The following is a 17,846-nucleotide window of genomic DNA, read 5'->3' on the forward strand; positions in this document are numbered from 1 at the left end:
GGTGGGCTATGACTGAGAACAAGCCTGCCGCCGTTCGTGCTCGCTTCTGCCCGTCGCCCACCGGTACGCCCCACGTGGGCCTGATCCGCACCGCGCTGTTCAACTGGGCGTTCGCCCGGCACAACGGCGGAAAGCTCGTGTTCCGCATCGAGGACACCGACGCCTCGCGCGACAGCGAGGAGTCGTACACGGCGCTGCTCGACGCCCTGCAGTGGCTCGGCATCGACTGGGACGAGGGTCCCGGTGTCGGCGGCGAGTACGGCCCGTACCGGCAGAGCGAACGCGCCGACATCTACCGCGACGTCGCCGCCAAGCTCCTCGAGGCGGGCGAGCTGTACGAGGCGTTCTCCACCGGCGAGGAGGCCGCGCAACGGCGCAAGGACGCCGGGCAGGACCCGCAGCTCGGCTACGACAACTACGACCGCGACCTCACCGAGGAGCAGAAGCAGGCCTTCCGCGCCGAGGGTCGCGAACCGGTGTTGCGCCTGCGGATGCCGGACGAGGACCTGTCCTGGAACGACCTCGTGCGCGGCGAGATCGAGTTCAAGGCGGGCACCATCCCCGACCCGGTGCTGGTGCGCGGCAACGGAGCGCCGCTCTACACGCTGACCAACCCCGTCGACGACGCGCTGATGCGCATCACCCACGTGCTGCGCGGCGAGGACCTGCTCCCGTCGACGCCGAGGCAGATCGCGCTGTACCGGGCGCTGCAGCGGGTGGGCGTCGCCGAGTTCGTCCCCGAGTTCGGCCACATGCCGTACGTCATGGGCGAGGGCAACAAGAAACTGTCCAAACGAGACCCGCAGTCGAACCTGTTCAACTACCGGGACCGTGGTTTCATCCCCGAGGGGCTGCTGAACTACCTGGCGCTGCTCGGCTGGTCGATCGCCGACGACCGCGACATCTTCACCGTCGACGAGCTCATCGAGGCGTTCGAGATCACCAAGGTCAGCGCCAACCCCGCACGGTTCGACCTCAAGAAGGCCGAGTCGATCAACGGCAACCACGTGCGAACGCTGAGCCACGACGATTTCGTCGCGCGCGTCACGCCGTACCTCGTCGACGCGGGCGTGCTGCCGGCGCAGGCGCCGGAGGACCAGCAGGCGAAGCTCGCCGCGATCGCACCGCTCGTGCAGGAACGTGTCGCGGTGCTGTCCGAGGCGTGCGATCTGCTGCGGTTCCTGTTCGTCGACGAGGCCGAGTTCGCCCCCGAGGATGCAGCCGCCACGAAGGCGCTCGGCCCGGACTCCGAACCGGCGCTGCGTGCGGCCATCGAGGCCCTGGAGGGACTCTCGACGTGGGCCGCGGCCGACATCGAGCAGGCGCTCAAGGATGCGCTCGTGGAAGGGCTGGGGCTCAAGCCGCGCAAGGCTTTCACGCCCGTGCGCGTCGCTGTGACCGGACGCACGGTGTCACCACCGCTCTACGAATCGATGGAATTGCTCGGCCGTGACGTGTCACTCGGACGGCTGCGCCGGGCGTTGCCGGGCAACTGAGCGTAGGCGAGCTGGACCGAAACAGACTCGGCCATATCACCTCGTCAGCAGAGTCGGTCCGGCGCAAAAACCCCTAGCCTCGCGTGAGTGGCTTTTGCGCTTGGCTCCCCGACAGCTCCGCATTCCGTCGCCGACACCGATCGCGACGACGTCGACGTCTGGGCACCGCCCGAACTCCGGGCCGTGTGCCTGGACATCGACGACACGCTGATCGACTTCACGGCGACGGGCAAGCGCACGCTCGCCACCCTGACCGGACGCGCCGACATCTGGGACGAATGGGAACGCGTCACCGACGAGCACGTCGCACGCGTCGTCGCGGGTGAACTCGACTACGCCGACATGCATGCGCGCCGCAGTCATGCGTTCCTGCGCGGACTCGGCATGGACGTCGACCTCGCCGACGCGGCAGTGTTCGAAACCCGTCGCAAAGCGCTGCTGAACCGCTCCTGGCGGCTCTTCGACGACGTCGTGCCGTGTCTCGAATGGCTCGCCGCCGCGGGCGTGCAACTGGCCGCCGTGACGAACGCCTCCGGCGCCCATCAACGCGACAAACTCGCCGCACTCGGTCTGGCCCGGTTCTTCGACCACGTCGCCATCGCGGGCGAACTCGGTGTCGCCAAGCCCGATCCCGCGATGTTCCAGTCCGTGTGCCTCCAGCTCGGGTGCGACCCCCGCGAAGCCGTGCACCTCGGGGACAAACTCACCACCGACGCCATCGGCGCGCGTGACGCCGGTCTCACCGGAATCTGGCTCCATCGAGACCCCGACGGGGCGGCCGGAAGTGGGGCAGAGGTCTCCGCCGACACCGACGACGCCGTCCGCGGTGCAGCACCCGCCGACGTCCCCGTCCTCACCACGCTCGCCGCACTGCCCGAGCTGTTGGTGTCCGAGTTCGTCCGCGTCGGCGTCCCGGCGCCCCGCTGACGGCCACTCAGGCCGCAATACCTGCGGCAATGGGCCCGCCGCCGCCGAAACGGGCCCCGGCTGCAAGCGGCCACAGAGCGTGGTCTATGCTTTCTTCAACAACGCGATACGGACCGGGTAGGAACCTGGCGAACGGCAGTCCGCCGGCCGACTCGGACGAAGTATCCGTTGGGGTATGGTGTAATCGGCAGCACGACTGATTCTGGTTCAGTTAGTCTAGGTTCGAGTCCTGGTACCCCAGCTGAGAAGCGAACAAGCCGCTCTGGTAAGTTCTCTTCCAACATAAAAGAACATGCCCCCGTCGTCTAGCGGCCTAGGACGCCGGCCTCTCACGCCGGTAGCGTGGGTTCGAATCCCATCGGGGGTACAAGAAAAACGGAAAAGCCCTATCTGCGGAAAGCGCAGATAGGGCTTTTCTCGTTGTGTCTTGTGGGGGCGCAGCCCCCACGCCCCGAGCCCGGCGGGCTTCGCCCCCGGACCCCCTGCCTGTGGTTGCTCGGCGTTCGTGTGTTGCGTGGGGTGGGTGGGTCCGGCCGTGCTCGCTGCGCTCGCCGGCCTCGCCGGCCTGGGTGGGGAGGGGCGTCGACCTCGCTGCGCGTGGGTCGACGGTTCGCTGGCGCTCACCGCGATGCTGTGGGTGCGAGTGTGGAGTGATGGTTCGCCGTTGCTCGCTGGCGCTCGCTCGGCTTCTCGGGGTGAGGGTAAGGCGTGGGCCGTTGTCTCGGCGCCCTTGCTCGCTGCGCTCGCTCGGCTGGTGCCGGTTTCGGGGCGTGGGGCGGTTTCAGGCGTGTCCTTCGCCGCGGGTTTCGTGGCGTGGGCGGTCGTCATGGCGCCGTTGCTCGCCGGCGCTCGCTCGGCCGGTGCGGGTTTCGGGGGAGTGTGGGGCCGGGGGCTCCGTTGCGCTGAGTCGTGCTCGGGGAGCGGCGCTGGCGAAAGCCGGGCGCGGCCTCGGAGTTGAGGAGTCAGAGGCGTTCCTGGAGGCCTTCCGCCGCGTCGAGGAGATCGCTGGCCCACCGGGCGCCGGGCTTGCGGCCGATCCGGTCCACCGGACCCGACACCGACACCGCCGCCACGACGGCACCCGACGAATCCCGCACCGGCGCCGAGACGCTCGCCACCCCGGGCTCCCGCTCGGCGACACTCTGCGCCCAGCCGCGACGCCGAACCTCCAGCAGCGTCCGCTCCCCGAACACCGCATCCGAGAGAATCGCCTGCTGCGTATGGGCATCCGCCCACGCCGTCAGCACCTTCGCCCCGGATCCGGCCGTCATCGGCAGCCGCGAGCCCACCGGCACCGTGTCGCGCAGCCCGCTCGGCGGTTCCGCCGATGCCACGCACACCCGCTGCACCCCGTCGCGGCGGTACACCTGCACGCTCTCGCCCGTCATGTCCCGCAATTTGGGCAACACGACCGCCGCCGCGTCCAGTAGCGGATCCGCCGTTCCTCCGGACAGTTCCGCCAGGGCCGCCCCGGGACGCCAGCGGCCGTCGGGTCCGCGCCGCAGTAGCCGATGCACCTCGAGTCCCACTGCCAAGCGGTGGGCCGTCGCCCGCGGCAACCCTGTCTCGGCGCACAACTCTGCCAAGCCGCACGGCTGCTGCGCCGCCGCCTGCAAGACGGCGATGGCTTTGTCCAAGACACCGATACCGCTCTGCTGAGCCTCAGAGTTATGCTGTCCCACACAGCGATACTACAATCCCGAAGTCTGGGACGTCCACCATTTGGGACGGTTCGGGCGATCACAGTCCGGCCGGCCACCACATTTCCCAATGACGGCGGTCCCAGCGACCACAGTTCCCAGCGACATTCATGGAGGAGCCCTGATGGCGGAGAAACGGGGCCGCACACTCGCCGAAAAGGTGTGGGACGAGCACACGGTACGCCGCGGCGAAGGCGCCGAGCCCGACGTGCTTTTCATCGACCTGCATCTGGTGCACGAGGTCACCAGCCCACAGGCGTTCGACGGCCTTCGTCTCGCCGGCCGTCAGGTGCGCAGGCCCGACCTGACGATCGCAACCGAGGACCACAACGTACCCACGGTGGACATCGAACTGCCGATCGCCGACCCGGTGTCCAAGACCCAGGTCGACACCCTGCGCAAGAACTGCGAGGAGTTCGGCGTCCGGCTGCACCCCATGGGTGACGCCGAACAAGGCATCGTCCACGTGATCGGCCCGCAGCTCGGCCTGACCCAGCCCGGCATGACCGTGGTGTGCGGCGACAGTCACACGTCGACCCACGGCGCCTTCGGTGCGATGGCCTTCGGTATCGGCACTTCGGAGGTCGAACACGTCCTCGCGACGCAGACGCTGCCGCTGCGGCCCTTCAAGACGATGGCGATCAACGTCGAAGGCACGCTGCGGCCCGGCGTCACGGCCAAGGACATCATCCTCGCGGTCATCGCGAAGATCGGCACCGGCGGTGGTCAGGGCTACGTGCTCGAGTACCGCGGCAGCGCCATCGAATCGCTGTCGATGGAAGCCCGCATGACGATCTGCAACATGTCCATCGAGGCGGGCGCCCGCGCGGGCATGATCGCGCCCGACGAGACCACCTTCGAATACCTCAAGGGGCGCCCGCACGCCCCGCAGGGCGAGCAGTGGGACGAGGCCGTCGCCGCGTGGCGTGGCCTGCGCACCGACGCCGACGCCGAGTTCGACGCCGAGGTCACCATCGACGCCGACACGTTGACCCCGTTCGTGACCTGGGGCACGAACCCGGGCCAGGGACTTCCGCTGGGCGAGAAGGTGCCGGACCCGGAGCAGCTGGGCGACGAGAGCGCCAAGTTCGCCGCCGAGAAGGCCCTGTCCTATATGGATCTCGAGCCGGGAACGCCGCTGCGGGAGATCGCGGTGGACACGGTGTTCCTCGGCTCCTGCACCAACGGCCGGATCGAGGACCTGCGTGCCGCCGCGGACGTGCTGCGGGGCAAGAAGGTCGCCGACAGTGTGCGCATGCTGGTGGTCCCCGGCTCGATGCGCGTGCGGAAGACGGCCGAGGAAGAGGGCCTCGACAAGGTATTCATCGACGCGGGGGCCGAATGGCGCCAGGCGGGCTGCTCGATGTGCCTGGGCATGAACCCGGATCAGCTCAAGCCGGGCGAGCGCAGCGCCTCGACCTCCAACCGCAACTTCGAAGGCAGGCAGGGTAAGGGCGGCCGGACGCACCTCGTCTCGCCGCTCGTGGCGGCGGCCACAGCCGTGCGCGGCACGCTGTCGTCCCCGGAAGACCTCTGACTCACCCCCGCTTCACACCGATCGCATAGACGACCGATCGCTCAGGCAGGAGACCCTGATGGAACCGATCACCGAGCACACCGGCATCGGCGTGCCGCTGCGCAGGTCCAACGTGGACACCGACCAGATCATCCCCGCCGTCTACCTCAAGCGTGTGAGCCGCACCGGCTTCGAGGACGGCCTGTTCGCCGCCTGGCGCGGTGACGAGGACTTCATCCTCAACGTCGAGCCGTTCGACCGGGGCACCGTGCTCGTCGCCGGGCCCGATTTCGGCACCGGCTCCTCGCGGGAGCACGCCGTGTGGGCGCTGATGAACTACGGCTTCCGCGTCGTCATCTCGTCCCGCTTCGCCGACATCTTCCGCGGCAATGCGGGCAAGCAGGGCCTCGTGGCCGCGCAGTGCTCGCCCGACGACGTCGAACTGCTGTGGAAGATCCTCGAGAACGAGCCCGGCACCACGGTCACTGTGGACCTTGCGGAGAAGACCGTGCGGGCCAAGGACTTCAGTGCCCCCTTCGAGATCGACGACTACACGCGCTGGCGGCTGATGGAGGGACTCGACGACATCGCCCTCACACTGCGCCACGCCGACGACATCGCCGAGTTCGAACGCACCCGGCCGGCCCACAAGCCCGTGACGCTTCCGGCCGCGCAGCCGGAGTAGGCAGCCCGCCTCCCTGGAGAACCTCGAAGATTCCCTGTTCAGCAAGGGAATCCGGCCCGGCCCACCGGCCGGCATCCGACACCAGACGGCCAGCCCGAGAACCGGGGTCGATCGCCGCTCATCGGCGGCGATCGCCCATCCGGTAAGGGAAAAATCCGCGTGCCGTTTGGAAATTGTGCTGCGTAGGTAATACCGTGTGCGCATGTCGGCCGGTGTGGCCGGGTAACACGTAGTTCTTCATGGAGGACTGGAATGGCCAACAAGGCCCAACTCATCGAGGCGCTCGGCGAGCGCCTGGGCGACAAGAAGGTCGCCACGCAGGCCGTCGACAATCTCGTCGACATCATCATTCGGACGGTCAACAAGGGCGAAAAGGTGAACATCACCGGTTTCGGTGTGTTCGAGAAGCGCGCCCGCGCCGCCCGCACCGCGCGGAACCCGCGTACCGGCGAGACCGTCCGCGTGAAGAAGACCAACGTCCCGGCCTTCCGCGCGGGCACCACGTTCAAGGATGTGGTGAGCGGCACGAAGAAGCTGCCGAAGGCCACGAAGGCCAAGCCGGTGTCCGGTACCACCGCGCGTGGCACCACCGCCCGTGCCACGACCTCCACGGCCTCGTCCACGCGCAGCACGACCACCCGTTCGCGCGCGACGACGGCGACCCGTGCCACGGCCACGAAGTCGGCTCCGAAGACCGCGACCAAGTCGACGGCTTCGAAGACGGCGTCGAAGTCGACGGCGACGAAGGCCGCTCCGAAGACGGCTGCCAAGTCCACGGCGTCGAAGTCGACCGCGAGCAAGGCGACGGCCGCGAAGTCCACCGCGGCGAAGTCCACGGCCGCCAAGTCGACGGCTTCGAAGTCCACCGCCGCCAAGTCCACCGCGGCGAAGTCCACGGCCAAGAGCACCACCAAGGCCGCTCCGAAGACGGCGTCGAAGTCGACGGCGACGAAGGCCGCCCCGAAGACGGCCGCGAAGTCCACGGCGTCGAAGTCGACCACGAAGGCCGCTCCGAAGACGGCTACCAAGACGACCAAGGCGGCAGCCACGCCGGCGAAGACCACTGCCAAGGCGTCGACGACGAAGAAGACGGCCGCCAAGAAGAAGTGAGCCGGCCTGCCGGTTCACGTGGCGCCGGCCGCGCCGCGCGCAGACGGGCCCCGCACCACATCAGCGGTGCGGGGCCCGTCGCTGCTCACGGCCCGGCCGCAACGCTGCGACCGCGGTGCCGCCGGAGACGGCCTGGGACCGCGGTGAGCCGGTTCCCGGCCGGATCGGGCAGCGGTACCCGTTTTCCGGCGGCGAGTGGTTCTCAGGCGCTAGTGATTGCTAGACGGCGAGTGGCGCGGCCAGCGCGTTCGACAGATAGCCGGCTGCGACGAGACGTCCGACACGGTCGAACGTGAGCTGCCACACCGAACCCTTCTTCGCCGCGACACCGTCCGGTTTGGTCCGGGGCAACGCCACACCGCCGCGGTCGGCGAGCGTGGCGACCACGTGCGGGATCACTCCGCCCTGGCTGCACACGACCGGAGTCCCACCTTCGACCGCGATCTCCACGATGCGCTGCACCGCCCGCCCGGGATCGGCCGCGAAGTTGCGCTCCGAGAGTGCGTCGTCGTGCGCCACCTCGGTGCCGAGGTCCTCGGCGACACCCTTGACGGTCTGCACACAGCGCAGCAGGGGAGCGGACAAGACCCGGTCGGGGGCGAACGTGGCCAGAATCGGTTGCAGGGCTCGCGCCTGACGTTCCCCCGCATCGCTCAGCGGCCGCAGGTCGTCGTCGCCGGTCCACGTCTCGCGTTTGCCCGCCTTGGCGTGCCGCACGAGCAGCATCGACGTGACCTGCTGGGGCAGGGCGGCGAACCGCTCGACCACGTCGCTGTCCGAATCGTAGGTCAACAGCTGGGCCGCGTCGTCCGGTGCGGCCCAGCGCAGTTCGTCGACTTCCCCGTTCGCTTCGAATACGCCCTCTCCGGCGCGCGCACTGAAGTAGTCGACCGCTTTCCTGCCGCGCGCGATGCGGTATTCGACACGTTTCAGGAATGCGCCGAGGACGGCGGGGAAGCCCGTTTCCTCCCTGAGTTCCCGCACCGCGGCCACGGGGGCGGTTTCCCCCGGGTCGAGATGTCCTTTCGGTAGTGACCAGTCGTCGTATCGCGGCCGGTGGACGACCGCGATCTCGACGCCAGGGGCCCCGTCAGCGGCAGGGCGCCAAAGCACCGCCCCAGCAGCGTGGGCGGCGATGTGATCTGCGGCCTCGGTGGTAGTGCTCACCCTGTTGCTCCGTGCTTGCGTAACGTTTCGAGTTGATGGTCGCGGACCTCGGACGAATCGGCAGGGGAGGGGTGCCATTCGCCCGTCGACGCGAGGATCCAGCACCGAGTGTGCGGGTCCATCGTGGAGCTGAGGATCTCGTCCAGCTCCGCGGTCAGCTTCGGGTTGTGGACCTCCACGAGCGCTTCGATGCGGCGGTCGAGGTTGCGGTGCATCATGTCGGCACTGCCGATCCAGTACGACCCGGTGGCGCGGAAGTGGAAGATCCGCGAGTGTTCGAGGAACCGGCCGAGGATCGAGCGCACCGTGATGTTCTCGCTCAACCCGGGTACGCCGGGCTTGAGCGTGCAGATGCCGCGCACGATGACCTCGACGGGCACACCGGCCTGGGACGCGCGGTACAGCCCGTCGACGACCTGTTCGTCGACGAGCGAGTTGCACTTGAGGCGGATGCCGGCCTCGTGGCCCTGCCTGGCGAGCTCGATCTCCCTGGCGACGTGGTCGAGGATGCCGCGCCGGATGCCGTTCGGCGAGGTGAGGATGTTGCGGTACGTCGCCTGGTGCGAATAGCCGGTGAGGACGTTGAACAGATCCGTCAGGTCGGCGCCGATCGCCGGATCCGCGGTGAACAGGCCGAGATCCTCGTAGTGGCGCGCGGTCTTCGGGTTGTAGTTGCCCGTGCCGATGTGGCAGTAGCGGCGGATCGTCGACCCTTCCTGCCGCACGACCAGCGCGACCTTGCAGTGCGTCTTGAGTCCGACGAGCCCGTAGACCACGTGCACACCCGAACGTTCGAGGGTGCGCGCCCACGTGATGTTGGCCTGTTCGTCGAAGCGGGCCTTGATCTCGACGAGCGCGACGACCTGTTTGCCCGCCTCGGCGGCGTCGATGAGCGCGTCGACGATCGGCGAGTCACCGGAGGTGCGGTACAGCGTCTGCTTGATCGCCAGCACCTTGTCGTCGGCGGCGGCCTGCTCGATGAACCGCTGCACGCTCGTCGAGAACGAGTCGTACGGGTGGTGCACGAGCACGTCGCCGTCCCGCAGGGTCGAGAACACGCTCTTGGGCGTCTCCCGTTCCCCGAACGACGGTGGCGTGGCGGGGACGAAGGGACGGTCCTTGAGCTCCTGCCGGTCCAGCGACAGCAACTGGGTCAGGCACGACAGGTCCAGCAGCCCGGGAACCTCCACGACGTCCCGCGGGTCGACCTCGAGTTCGCGCAGCAGGAGCTCGAGCATGTGCTCGCTCATGTCCCGCGAGACCTCGAGCCGCACCGGCGGGCCGAACCGACGCTGCGCGAGTTCCCGCTCTAGCGCCTGCAGCAGATCCTCGTCCCGGTCCTCCTCGACCTCGAAGTCGGCGTTGCGGGTGACGCGGAACGCGTGGTGCTCGATGACCTCCATACCGGAGAACAGCTCGCCCAAGTGGGCGGCGATCAACTCCTCCAAGGGCAGGAAGGTGGCGGTGCGGCTGTCACGCTGCGGCTCGGTGCGGACCAACCGGGGGACGTTGTTCGGCACCTTCACCCGCGCGAACCGTTCGGTGCCCTCCTCGGGATCGCGCACCGTGACGGCGAGGTTGAGCGAGAGCCCCGAGATGTACGGGAACGGGTGCGCGGGGTCGACCGCGAGCGGGGTGAGCACCGGGAAGATCTGCTCCCGGAAGTAGCGTGAGAGCCGCTCGTGGTCCGAATCGTCCAAACCGGACCACGACACGATGTGGACGCCCTCCGCCGCCAGCGCGGGGCGTACCTGCTCCTCGAAGGCGGCGTTGTGCCGCCCGACGAGCTCCTGGTTGCGCTTGGCGATGTGGGAGAGCTGCTCCCGCGGCGTCAGCCCGTCCGCACTGCGTACGGACAGGCCGGTCTCGTCCCTGCGTTTCAGGCCCGCCACCCGGACCATGTAGAACTCATCCAAATTGGACGAGAAGATGGCGAGGAACTTCGTCCGTTCCAGCAGCGGCTGGGACTCGTCCTCGGCCAGCGCGAGCACCCGCGCGTTGAAGTCCTGCCACGAGAGCTCGCGGTTGAAGTATCGGTTGTCGGGCAGCTCGTCCGGGCTGCGGTCGACCGCGGTCGCCGCTGGCAGGGCGGCGGGCAGGGCGTGGTTGGTGGCGTCGGCGACGTTCGCTTCCGGCGGCGGCTCGGTGGTCACCCGCCTCGCGTCCGGAGAGCTCGCGGCGGGCGGGGTGCTCTCGTCGTGGGTCACGCACGCATTGTCCACCACCACCCGGCTCGATGGGCAGATCCGGTGGGCAGGTTTAACCCTCCGGACGGTGCGCCGCCGCCGGAACGGCACCCGCCCGTCCCAGCAGCTCGGTGGTGCTCGGGCCGAGGCCGAGCGTGCGGGCGTGGCGCAGGTCCGACGGTGTGTCGACGTCCGAGCGCAGCGACGCCGCCGCAGTGGTGAGGGCGACCGCTCCCGAACGCGCGTGCGCGTGGGCCGAGCCGGGCCCGAAGTCCGGTGCGAGCGGCTCCCCGGGGGCCGACAGCAACAGGGTCGTGCCCGTGCCGTGGCGGTCGGCGGTGAACGCACGGCGGCCGTCGGCCTCGGCGAGTGCCGCAGCGAGATCGGAGCTGCGCAGGGCGGGCAGGTCGGCCTGTAACGCCCCGACCACGCCGCGGTCGCCGCGGTCGCCGCCTGCTCCCGGCGGCCCGGCGGCGACGCCGCACGGGGCGCGGACGAGCGGCTCGGCCGCGCGCAGCGCCGTGTTCAGGTCAGGGGCGCCGCGGTCGTCGACGATCTCGGCGCCCAGCTCGGCCAGCGGGGTGAGCGCATCGACATCGCCTGTGACGACCACCACGCGGTCGACACCGGGAGTGTCGAGGGCTGCCGACACCGTGTCCCTGGCCAGCGCGAGCACCAGCGACGTGTGCACCTCGGCGGCCCGCATCCCGGCACCGTCCGGCGAACCAGGCGAAACGGGCGAGGCGAGCGCTCCGCGGAGCCGGGATTTGCCGACGTGAGGCGGCTTCATCGGCACGAGGAGTGTGACGGTCACATCGGCCATCTTCGCGCATCTCTCGTGGTCCGGCGCCTGTGGGAGGATCGAGCGCCGAAGTGTGGAAGTGTGCGAGGAGGAGTCTTGGCGGATCGCGAGAAGGGCGGCTTCTGGGTCGGTGCCGCGGCGGCGTTGTTCTACCCGTTGGCGTACCTGAGCAAGCGGGAGTACCGGAACTTCGAGGGCATTCCCCGTACCGGCCCGGTGCTGCTGGTGATGAACCACGTGTCACACCTGGATCCGGCCGTCGATGCGGTGTTCGTGCACCAGGCCAAGCGGGTGCCGCGGTTCCTGGCCAAGGCGAGCCTCGCGCGCGTCCCGGTCTTCGGCAAGATCATGACCGGCGCCGGCTCGATCCCCGTCGCCCGCGGCACGAGCTCGGCGGGCGACAGCCTCAAGGCGGCGCACCAGGCGCTGGACGAGGGCAAGGTCATCGTGATCTACCCCGAGGGCACGATCACGAAGGACCCGGAGTTCTGGCCGAAGCGCACGCAGACGGGCGTCGCGCGGCTGGCGTTGGCCAACGACGTCCCCGTGATCCCCTGTGCGCGGTGGGGCACGCAGGAGGTCCTCAACGGTTACAGCAAGAAGTTCCGCCCGCTGCCGCGCAAGACCGTGACCCACGTGGTGGGGGAGCCGGTCGACCTGAGCGCCTACCGGGAGAAGGCTCCGACGCCCGACGTGCTGCGCGAGGTCACCGACCTGCTGATGGCGGAGGTGACCACGCTGCTGGCCGACATTCGTGGTGAGGAGCCGCCCGCGAAGGCCGGCCGCGATGCCTGAACGGGCGGAACACCCCGACGCGGCCGGAACACCGTCGCAGCGGCCCGCGGTGCGAACCGTGACGGTGCTCGGCGCCGGATCGTGGGGCACGACGTTCGCGAAGATCCTCGCCGACGCGGGCAGGGACGTCACCATGTGGGCGCGCAGGCCCGAGGTGGCGGCAGAGATCACCGAGCAGCACACGAACTCCGGCTACCTGCCGGGCGTGGTACTGCCGGACAACCTCACCGCGACGTCCGACGCCGCCGCGGCACTCGACGGCCCCGACGCCGTCGTGCTCGCCGTGCCCAGCCAGAGTCTGCGCGCGAACCTCGGCCGCTGGCGGGAGTTGCTGCCCTCCGACACGATCCTCGTGAGCCTTGCGAAAGGCGTCGAACTGGGCACGCTCAAGCGCATGAGCGAGGTGATCGGCGAGATCGCCGGCGTCGCCGAGGACTCGGTCGTCGTCGTGGCAGGACCGAACCTGGCGAAGGAGATCGCCGCGGGCCAGCCCGCGGCGGGCGTGTTCGCCTGCGGCGACCACGATCGTGCGGTCGCGGTGCAGGAGGCGGCGTTCACGTCGTATTTCCGGCCGTACACCAACACCGACGTCGTCGGCAGTGAGCTCGCGGGTGCCTGCAAGAACGTCGTCGCGCTCTCGTGCGGCATCGCGGCCGGACTGGGGTTCGGCGCGAACACCGTCGCGACGCTCATCACACGAGGACTGGCCGAAACGGCGCGACTGGGCGCGAAGCTCGGTGCCGACCCGATGACGTTCGCGGGCCTGGCCGGTGTGGGCGACATGGTGGCCACCTGTGCCTCGCCGTTGTCGCGGAACCGCACGTTCGGCGAGCGCATCGGCCGCGGCGAGACGATCGAGCAGGCACAGGAGGCCGTCGGCGGACAGGTCGCCGAGGGCGTCATGTCGTGCCGGTCGATCCGTGACCTGGCCGCCCGTGCCGGTGTCGACATGCCGATCACGGACGCGATGTACCGCGTGTGCCACGAGGGCAACGACCCCGCCACCGTCGGCGCCGAACTCCTCGGACGGGAGCAGAAGCCCGAGCGCATGTGAGCGTCCCCGCACGGGTGTGGGGTGGTTTTCGCGCGAGTGTGGCCGGCGCGACGGGATCGGCGCACCGGCCACACTCGCGCGCCGTGCTCCGCGACGCCGTGCTCCGGGGCGTCGTGGTGCCGGGGCGTCGTGGTGCCGGGCGGCGCGGTGTCGGACCCCCGTTGTGTCGGGCCCGCTGTGTCGTATGCCGCTGTGTCGTACGCCTCGCCGTGACCGTTTTTCGGGCGGTGGTCCTGGTGCAGGTGCTTCTCGCCGGTGCTGTCACGCCCGCGCGGCGGTTTCATTCCGTGGAATCGCCTTGACGCTCCATCACAGGGCTGGTTCTCTTGCGTACGTGCTGACGCAGAACGTATCCGCGCCACGGGGACCGCTCACCGGTCGCCGCGGTACGTGCTGCGCGCCTTGTTGTCGCTGTTGCCGGTGACCTCCGAGTCCGCACCGCAACCGCTTGATGTCTGCTCGACGCTTCCCTTCCGACAGCAAGGATCTCCCGCACGCCCATGTTCGCCGTTCCCGAGAACACCGTCGCCCTGCCCGAATCTCCCGCCCGTGTCGCGCGACACCCCGTGCGTGTCGCCCGCGACTACGCGCTCGACCGTGACCGGTGGCGCACGCTGCTGCGCTACGACCCGGACGAGCGGTTCGCCGCGCTGATCGATCGCACCGACGGCGACGAGGTCTGGTTGCTGAGCTGGTTGCCCGGTCAGTACACCGGCGTGCACGACCACGGCTTCGCCACGGGGGCGTTCACCGTCGTGTCCGGCACGCTCACCGAAACCGTCAGGCGCAGGGCTGCCGGCGAGCACGCGGGAACCGGCGCAGCCGGGCACGCGGCCGCCGAGGTGCACACGCTCGGCGAGGGGCAGTCCCGCGTGTTCGGGCCCGGCTACGTGCACGAGGTGCGCAACGACGGCCCGGACCCGGCCATCAGCGTGCACGTCTACCGCGCCGAGGGCCGCACCGTCCGGCCGGTGCACGTCGACCCGCTCGCCGGGTCCGTGTCCGAGCCCGGCTGACGCGCCCCTTCCTCGCGTGCGGTCAGCGTGGGGCGGGGCGTTCGGCGATGTGCGGCGGGACCGGGACGTCGTCCGGGACGTACGCCGCGGCACGGGGTGCGCCGTAGACGGTGCGAACGTCGACCACACCCGCCCACACGTCGTCGCGGTCGACGTCCACGGGCTGTTCGCTCGGATCGCCGTCGCGGAGCTTCACCGACGCCTCGGCCAGGTCGAGGGCGAGCACCGCGACGCCGGCCAGCTCCTTGGCGTCCGGGGTGCGGGCGTAGTCCCACGAACCGGGTGCGAGGTGTTCGCTGATCACGCGCAGGGCGTGCTCTCGTTCGTCGTCGTCGGTGACCGCACGGGAGCTGCCGTGCACGACAGCGGAGCGGTAATTCATCGAGTGGTTGTTCAGCGAGCGCGCGTAGACGATGCCGTCGACAATCGTGACCGTGACGCAGATGTCCACGCCGCGGGCGGCGGTGCGCACGTTGCCGGATCCGGTGGAGCCGTGCAGGTAGAGCGTGTCGCCGTCGCGTCCGTACCCGGTCGGGACACACAGCGGTGAACCGCCGGACACGAGCGCGAGGTGGCAGATCAGTCCGGCGTCGAGCACGGCATGCAGCTCGGTGCGGTCGGTGGCGGCTCGCTGCTGCTTGCGGGTCAGCGTGCTGCGGGCTGTGGCGGACAGTGATGGGGACGTCGGCATGGGCCAACGATCATCCACGCAGTGGCATGGTGGAATGTCCACAATCAGGCAAGTTCAGGAGTCCACTTTGAAGGAGTCGGTGTGACGCACGCCGAGGCGACGCGCGAAACCGCGTTGCCGGTGACGCTCGACAGGGAATCGCACGTGCCACTGGCCGTGCAGCTGGCCGACGCGCTCCGCGAATCGGCGTCGTCGGGACACCTGCGCGGCGGTGACCGCCTGCCGTCCACGCGCGCGCTGGCGGGCAGGCTCGGTGTCAGCCGCACCGTCACGGCAGCCGCCTACGAACAGCTGCACGCCGAGGGCTGGATCGTCGGCAAACACGGCTCCGGCACGTACGTCACGACCTCGCCACCGAGTGCCCGCCCCGAACACCGTTCCGCTGCCGCGCGCGACGAACTGCCGCCGGGCAGGCTCGCCCTGCTGCCCGGTGTGCCGTGGGCGGAAGGCCTGGACCGGTCGGCGTGGCGGCGTGCGTGGCGGGCGGCGTCCGACACCCCGCCCGCGGTGTACCTGTCGCGGACCGGGTTGGGGGAGTACCGCGAGGTGATCTCCGAACACCTGTTGCGGCACCGCGGGCTCGACGCGGGTACCGAGTCGGTACTGGCCACCGGAGGAACGACGGCCGCGGTGGTCGAACTCGCCGCCGCCGTGCTGGCCCCCGGCGATCTCGTGGCCGTCGAAGAACCGGGGTATCAGCGCGCCGTGCAGACCTTCTCCCGCGCGGGCATGCGCGTGGCGGGGGTGCCGGTGGACGAGGAGGGGCTGCGCACCGACCGCATTCCCCCCGGCGTGCGGGTCGTGTACTGCTCGCCCGCGCACCAGTACCCGATGGGATGCCGGATGAGCGCCTCCCGGCGGGTCGAGCTGGCCGAACTGGCCAGGGAGCGGGATTTCCTCGTCGTGGAGGACGACTACGACGGCGAGCTGCGCTACGACGTCGCCCCGTTGCCGCTGCTGGCTTCGCTCGCGCCCGACGTCGTCGTGCATCTGGGCACCACGAGCAAGATCCTTACCCCGACGTTGGGGGCGGGCTGGATGGTGGCGCCGCCGTCGGTGACGCGGGCCGTGCTCGAACACCGTGAACTGACCGGCACCCGCCCCTCGCCCGCGGGGCAGCACGTGGTCGTCGAACTCGCCCGGCACGGCGATCTGGGCAGGCACCTGCGCAGGCTGCGGCGGGAGCTGTCCGACCGGAGGTCGATCCTCGTCGACGCGTTCGCCACCGCGGGCGTGCCCGTGCTCGGCGACGACGCGGGCGCACATCTCGTGGTGCCGCTGCCGTCTGCCGAGGACGAGCGGGAGCGGATCGCGGCGGGCAAGCGCCGCGGCGTGCTGCTCGACGGCCTCGCCCGGCACTTCGCCACCGCCCCGACGGCACACGGCGTGCTGGTCGGCTACGCCGGGTGTTCGCGGTCCGAGCTCGCCGAATGCGTGCCGACGCTCGTTGACCTGACCCGGATGCGGCACCGGTAGGGTGGCCGGTCATGAGTAGCCGCAAGACGCGCGTGGCCGTGGTGTTCGGCGGCCGCAGCAGTGAGCACACGATTTCCTGCGTGTCCGCAGGCTGCGTGCTGGACAACCTCGACCCGGAACGGTTCGAGGTCGTGCCCGTCGGCATCACCCCGGCGGGTGGTTGGGTACTGGGTACCGACGACCCCAAGGCCCTCGAGATCCGCGGGCGCGAACTGCCGTCGGTCGACGACGGCCGCGCGCTCGTGCTGGCGGGCGATCCGACGAGCAAGAGCGTCGTGAGCCTCGAACCCGGCAGGGAGGCCGAGGTGCTGTCCGAGGTGGACGTCGTGTTCCCCGTGCTGCACGGTGCCTTCGGCGAGGACGGCACCATCCAGGGGCTGCTGGAGATGGCCGACATTCCTTACGTCGGTGCGGGCGTACTGGCCAGCGCTGCGGCGATGGACAAGGAGTTCGCGAAGAAGCTGCTCGTCGCCGAGGGGCTGCCCGTCGGTCCGTACGCGACGGTCCGCCGTGGACAGTCCACCCTCGACGACTCCGAGCGTGAACGCCTGGGCCTGCCGGTGTTCGTCAAGCCGGCGCGGGCGGGCTCGTCGGTCGGTATCACGCGCGTGACCGACTGGTCACAGCTTTCCGACGCGATCGCGCTGGCACGCGAGACCGACCCGAAGGTGCTCATCGAGGCGGGGATCACCGGTCGCGAGGTCGAGTGCGGCGTGCTCGAGTTCCCCGACGGCCGCGTCGAGGCGTCGCTGCCCGCGGAGATCCGCGTGCTCGCCGACGACGCCGACGCCTGGTACGACTTCGAGACCAAGTATCTCGGCGAGGACGCCGAACTGGACATCCCCGCCAAACTCGGCGACGACGTGACCGAACGCCTGCGCGCGTGTGCGGTCGAGGCGTTCCGTGCGCTGGACTGCCAGGGACTGGCCCGCGTCGACTTCTTCGTCACCGACGGCGGCGAGCTCGTCATCAACGAGGTCAACACGATGCCGGGGTTCACCACGACGTCCGCCTACCCGAAGATGTGGTCCGTCACGGGCGTCGACTATCCGACGCTGTTGTCCACTTTGGTCGACACGGCGATCGCCCGCGGTACCGGCTTGCGCTGACCCGTTCCGTCGCGGGGCCGTTCCGTCGCGGGGCACCGGTTCGCCGGCCTGCGTGGCCCGGTGTCTCCGGCCGTCGGACAGAGCCGGTGGTCGTCAGCAGGTAGGGCCGGTCGCCG

General features: G+C 69.9%; 15 protein-coding genes and 2 tRNA genes. 12 read left to right on the forward strand and 5 right to left on the reverse strand.

Annotated elements, in window-relative coordinates; genetic code table 11:
• Positions 1–8: 8 nt before the first annotated feature.
• The 4 genes from gltX (at position 9) to LY40_RS16415 (ending at position 2,790) form a co-directional block, all read left to right on the forward strand.
• Positions 9–1,496, forward strand: a complete 1,488-nt coding sequence (gene gltX / locus LY40_RS16400; RefSeq protein WP_258937373.1) for a glutamate--tRNA ligase — start codon at positions 9–11, stop codon at positions 1,494–1,496.
• An 87-nt stretch (positions 1,497–1,583) separates the two neighbouring features.
• Positions 1,584–2,423: an HAD family hydrolase gene (locus LY40_RS16405; protein ID WP_372497692.1), complete on the forward strand. Its 840-nt coding sequence runs from the start codon at positions 1,584–1,586 to the stop codon at positions 2,421–2,423.
• A gap of 169 nt (positions 2,424–2,592) precedes the next feature.
• A tRNA-Gln gene (locus tag LY40_RS16410) sits at positions 2,593–2,664 on the forward strand.
• Between the two features lie 53 nt (positions 2,665–2,717).
• Positions 2,718–2,790 (forward strand) — tRNA-Glu (locus LY40_RS16415).
• Between the two features lie 595 nt (positions 2,791–3,385).
• Here the strand turns inward: LY40_RS16415 and LY40_RS16420 are convergent.
• On the reverse strand, positions 3,386–4,105 hold the full coding sequence (locus LY40_RS16420; protein WP_183778576.1) for an IclR family transcriptional regulator: 720 nt from the start codon (positions 4,103–4,105) through the stop codon (positions 3,386–3,388).
• A gap of 142 nt (positions 4,106–4,247) precedes the next feature.
• Here LY40_RS16420 and leuC point away from each other — a divergent pair, with 142 nt between their 5' ends.
• The 3 genes from leuC (at position 4,248) to LY40_RS16435 (ending at position 7,434) form a co-directional block, all read left to right on the forward strand.
• On the forward strand, positions 4,248–5,660 hold the full coding sequence (leuC, locus tag LY40_RS16425) for a 3-isopropylmalate dehydratase large subunit (RefSeq protein WP_183778574.1): 1,413 nt from the start codon (positions 4,248–4,250) through the stop codon (positions 5,658–5,660).
• 58 nt (positions 5,661–5,718) lie between these two features.
• A complete protein-coding gene (gene leuD / locus LY40_RS16430; protein WP_183778572.1) occupies positions 5,719–6,324 on the forward strand; it encodes a 3-isopropylmalate dehydratase small subunit in 606 nt (201 codons plus the stop codon).
• Positions 6,325–6,576: 252 nt separating this feature from the next.
• Entirely contained in the window at positions 6,577–7,434 is an 858-nt protein-coding gene (locus tag LY40_RS16435) for an HU family DNA-binding protein (RefSeq protein WP_183778571.1), read from the forward strand.
• Positions 7,435–7,653: 219 nt separating this feature from the next.
• Here LY40_RS16435 and LY40_RS16440 read toward each other — a convergent pair whose 3' ends face one another.
• Genes LY40_RS16440 through LY40_RS16450 form a run of 3 tightly spaced genes read right to left on the reverse strand, consistent with a single transcriptional unit; the run spans position 7,654 to position 11,601 of the window.
• Entirely contained in the window at positions 7,654–8,601 is a 948-nt protein-coding gene (locus LY40_RS16440) for an NUDIX hydrolase (RefSeq protein ID WP_258937374.1), read from the reverse strand.
• Entirely contained in the window at positions 8,598–10,808 is a 2,211-nt protein-coding gene (locus tag LY40_RS16445) for an RNA degradosome polyphosphate kinase (RefSeq protein WP_372497691.1), read from the reverse strand. Before LY40_RS16445 ends, LY40_RS16440 begins: the two co-directional genes overlap by 4 nt.
• A 52-nt stretch (positions 10,809–10,860) precedes the next feature.
• Positions 10,861–11,601 (reverse strand): CofC family guanylyltransferase, encoded by a 741-nt coding sequence (locus tag LY40_RS16450; protein ID WP_258937375.1) that lies wholly within the window; start codon positions 11,599–11,601, stop codon positions 10,861–10,863.
• A gap of 84 nt (positions 11,602–11,685) precedes the next feature.
• On the opposite strand from LY40_RS16450, the gene LY40_RS16455 reads away from it, so the two are divergent.
• The 3 genes from LY40_RS16455 (at position 11,686) to LY40_RS16465 (ending at position 14,454) form a co-directional block, all read left to right on the forward strand.
• Positions 11,686–12,384 carry a lysophospholipid acyltransferase family protein gene (locus LY40_RS16455; protein ID WP_183778563.1) on the forward strand — a complete coding sequence of 233 codons (699 nt, stop codon included), beginning with the start codon at positions 11,686–11,688 and terminating at the stop codon, positions 12,382–12,384.
• A complete protein-coding gene (locus LY40_RS16460) occupies positions 12,377–13,438 on the forward strand; it encodes an NAD(P)H-dependent glycerol-3-phosphate dehydrogenase (protein ID WP_258937376.1) in 1,062 nt (353 codons plus the stop codon). Before LY40_RS16455 ends, LY40_RS16460 begins: the two co-directional genes overlap by 8 nt.
• Before the next feature lie 500 nt (positions 13,439–13,938).
• Positions 13,939–14,454, forward strand: a complete 516-nt coding sequence (locus LY40_RS16465; RefSeq protein ID WP_258937377.1) for a cysteine dioxygenase — start codon at positions 13,939–13,941, stop codon at positions 14,452–14,454.
• A 22-nt stretch (positions 14,455–14,476) separates the two neighbouring features.
• Here LY40_RS16465 and LY40_RS16470 read toward each other — a convergent pair whose 3' ends face one another.
• The gene (locus LY40_RS16470) at positions 14,477–15,145 is read right to left on the reverse strand and encodes a pyridoxamine 5'-phosphate oxidase family protein (RefSeq protein ID WP_258937378.1); all 669 of its coding nucleotides are present in this window, start codon (positions 15,143–15,145) and stop codon (positions 14,477–14,479) included.
• 81 nt (positions 15,146–15,226) lie between these two features.
• Here LY40_RS16470 and pdxR point away from each other — a divergent pair, with 81 nt between their 5' ends.
• Together pdxR and LY40_RS16480 are read left to right on the forward strand one after the other, a co-directional pair.
• Positions 15,227–16,621, forward strand: a complete 1,395-nt coding sequence (pdxR, locus tag LY40_RS16475) for a MocR-like pyridoxine biosynthesis transcription factor PdxR (protein ID WP_258937379.1) — start codon at positions 15,227–15,229, stop codon at positions 16,619–16,621.
• 11 nt (positions 16,622–16,632) lie between these two features.
• Positions 16,633–17,730: a D-alanine--D-alanine ligase family protein gene (locus LY40_RS16480; RefSeq protein ID WP_258937380.1), complete on the forward strand. Its 1,098-nt coding sequence runs from the start codon at positions 16,633–16,635 to the stop codon at positions 17,728–17,730.
• Positions 17,731–17,846: the final 116 nt, after the last annotated feature.

Source organism: Prauserella salsuginis, from assembly GCF_024648885.1.
In the GTDB taxonomy this organism is placed as follows: Bacteria; Actinomycetota; Actinomycetes; order Mycobacteriales; family Pseudonocardiaceae; genus Prauserella; species Prauserella salsuginis.

What these genes read in the sequence shown, in the direction of transcription:
- gltX (WP_258937373.1), top strand. Translation starts at nt 9, where the DNA reads ATGACTGAGAACAAGCCTGCCGCCGTTCGTGCTCGCTTCTGCCCGTCG.
- leuC (WP_183778574.1), top strand. Translation starts at nt 4,248, where the DNA reads ATGGCGGAGAAACGGGGCCGCACACTCGCCGAAAAGGTGTGGGACGAG.
- leuD (WP_183778572.1), top strand. Translation starts at nt 5,719, where the DNA reads ATGGAACCGATCACCGAGCACACCGGCATCGGCGTGCCGCTGCGCAGG.
- LY40_RS16435 (WP_183778571.1), top strand. Translation starts at nt 6,577, where the DNA reads ATGGCCAACAAGGCCCAACTCATCGAGGCGCTCGGCGAGCGCCTGGGC.
- LY40_RS16460 (WP_258937376.1), top strand. Translation starts at nt 12,377, where the DNA reads ATGCCTGAACGGGCGGAACACCCCGACGCGGCCGGAACACCGTCGCAG.
- LY40_RS16465 (WP_258937377.1), top strand. Translation starts at nt 13,939, where the DNA reads ATGTTCGCCGTTCCCGAGAACACCGTCGCCCTGCCCGAATCTCCCGCC.
- LY40_RS16470 (WP_258937378.1), bottom strand. Translation starts at nt 15,145, where the DNA reads ATGCCGACGTCCCCATCACTGTCCGCCACAGCCCGCAGCACGCTGACC.
- LY40_RS16480 (WP_258937380.1), top strand. Translation starts at nt 16,633, where the DNA reads ATGAGTAGCCGCAAGACGCGCGTGGCCGTGGTGTTCGGCGGCCGCAGC.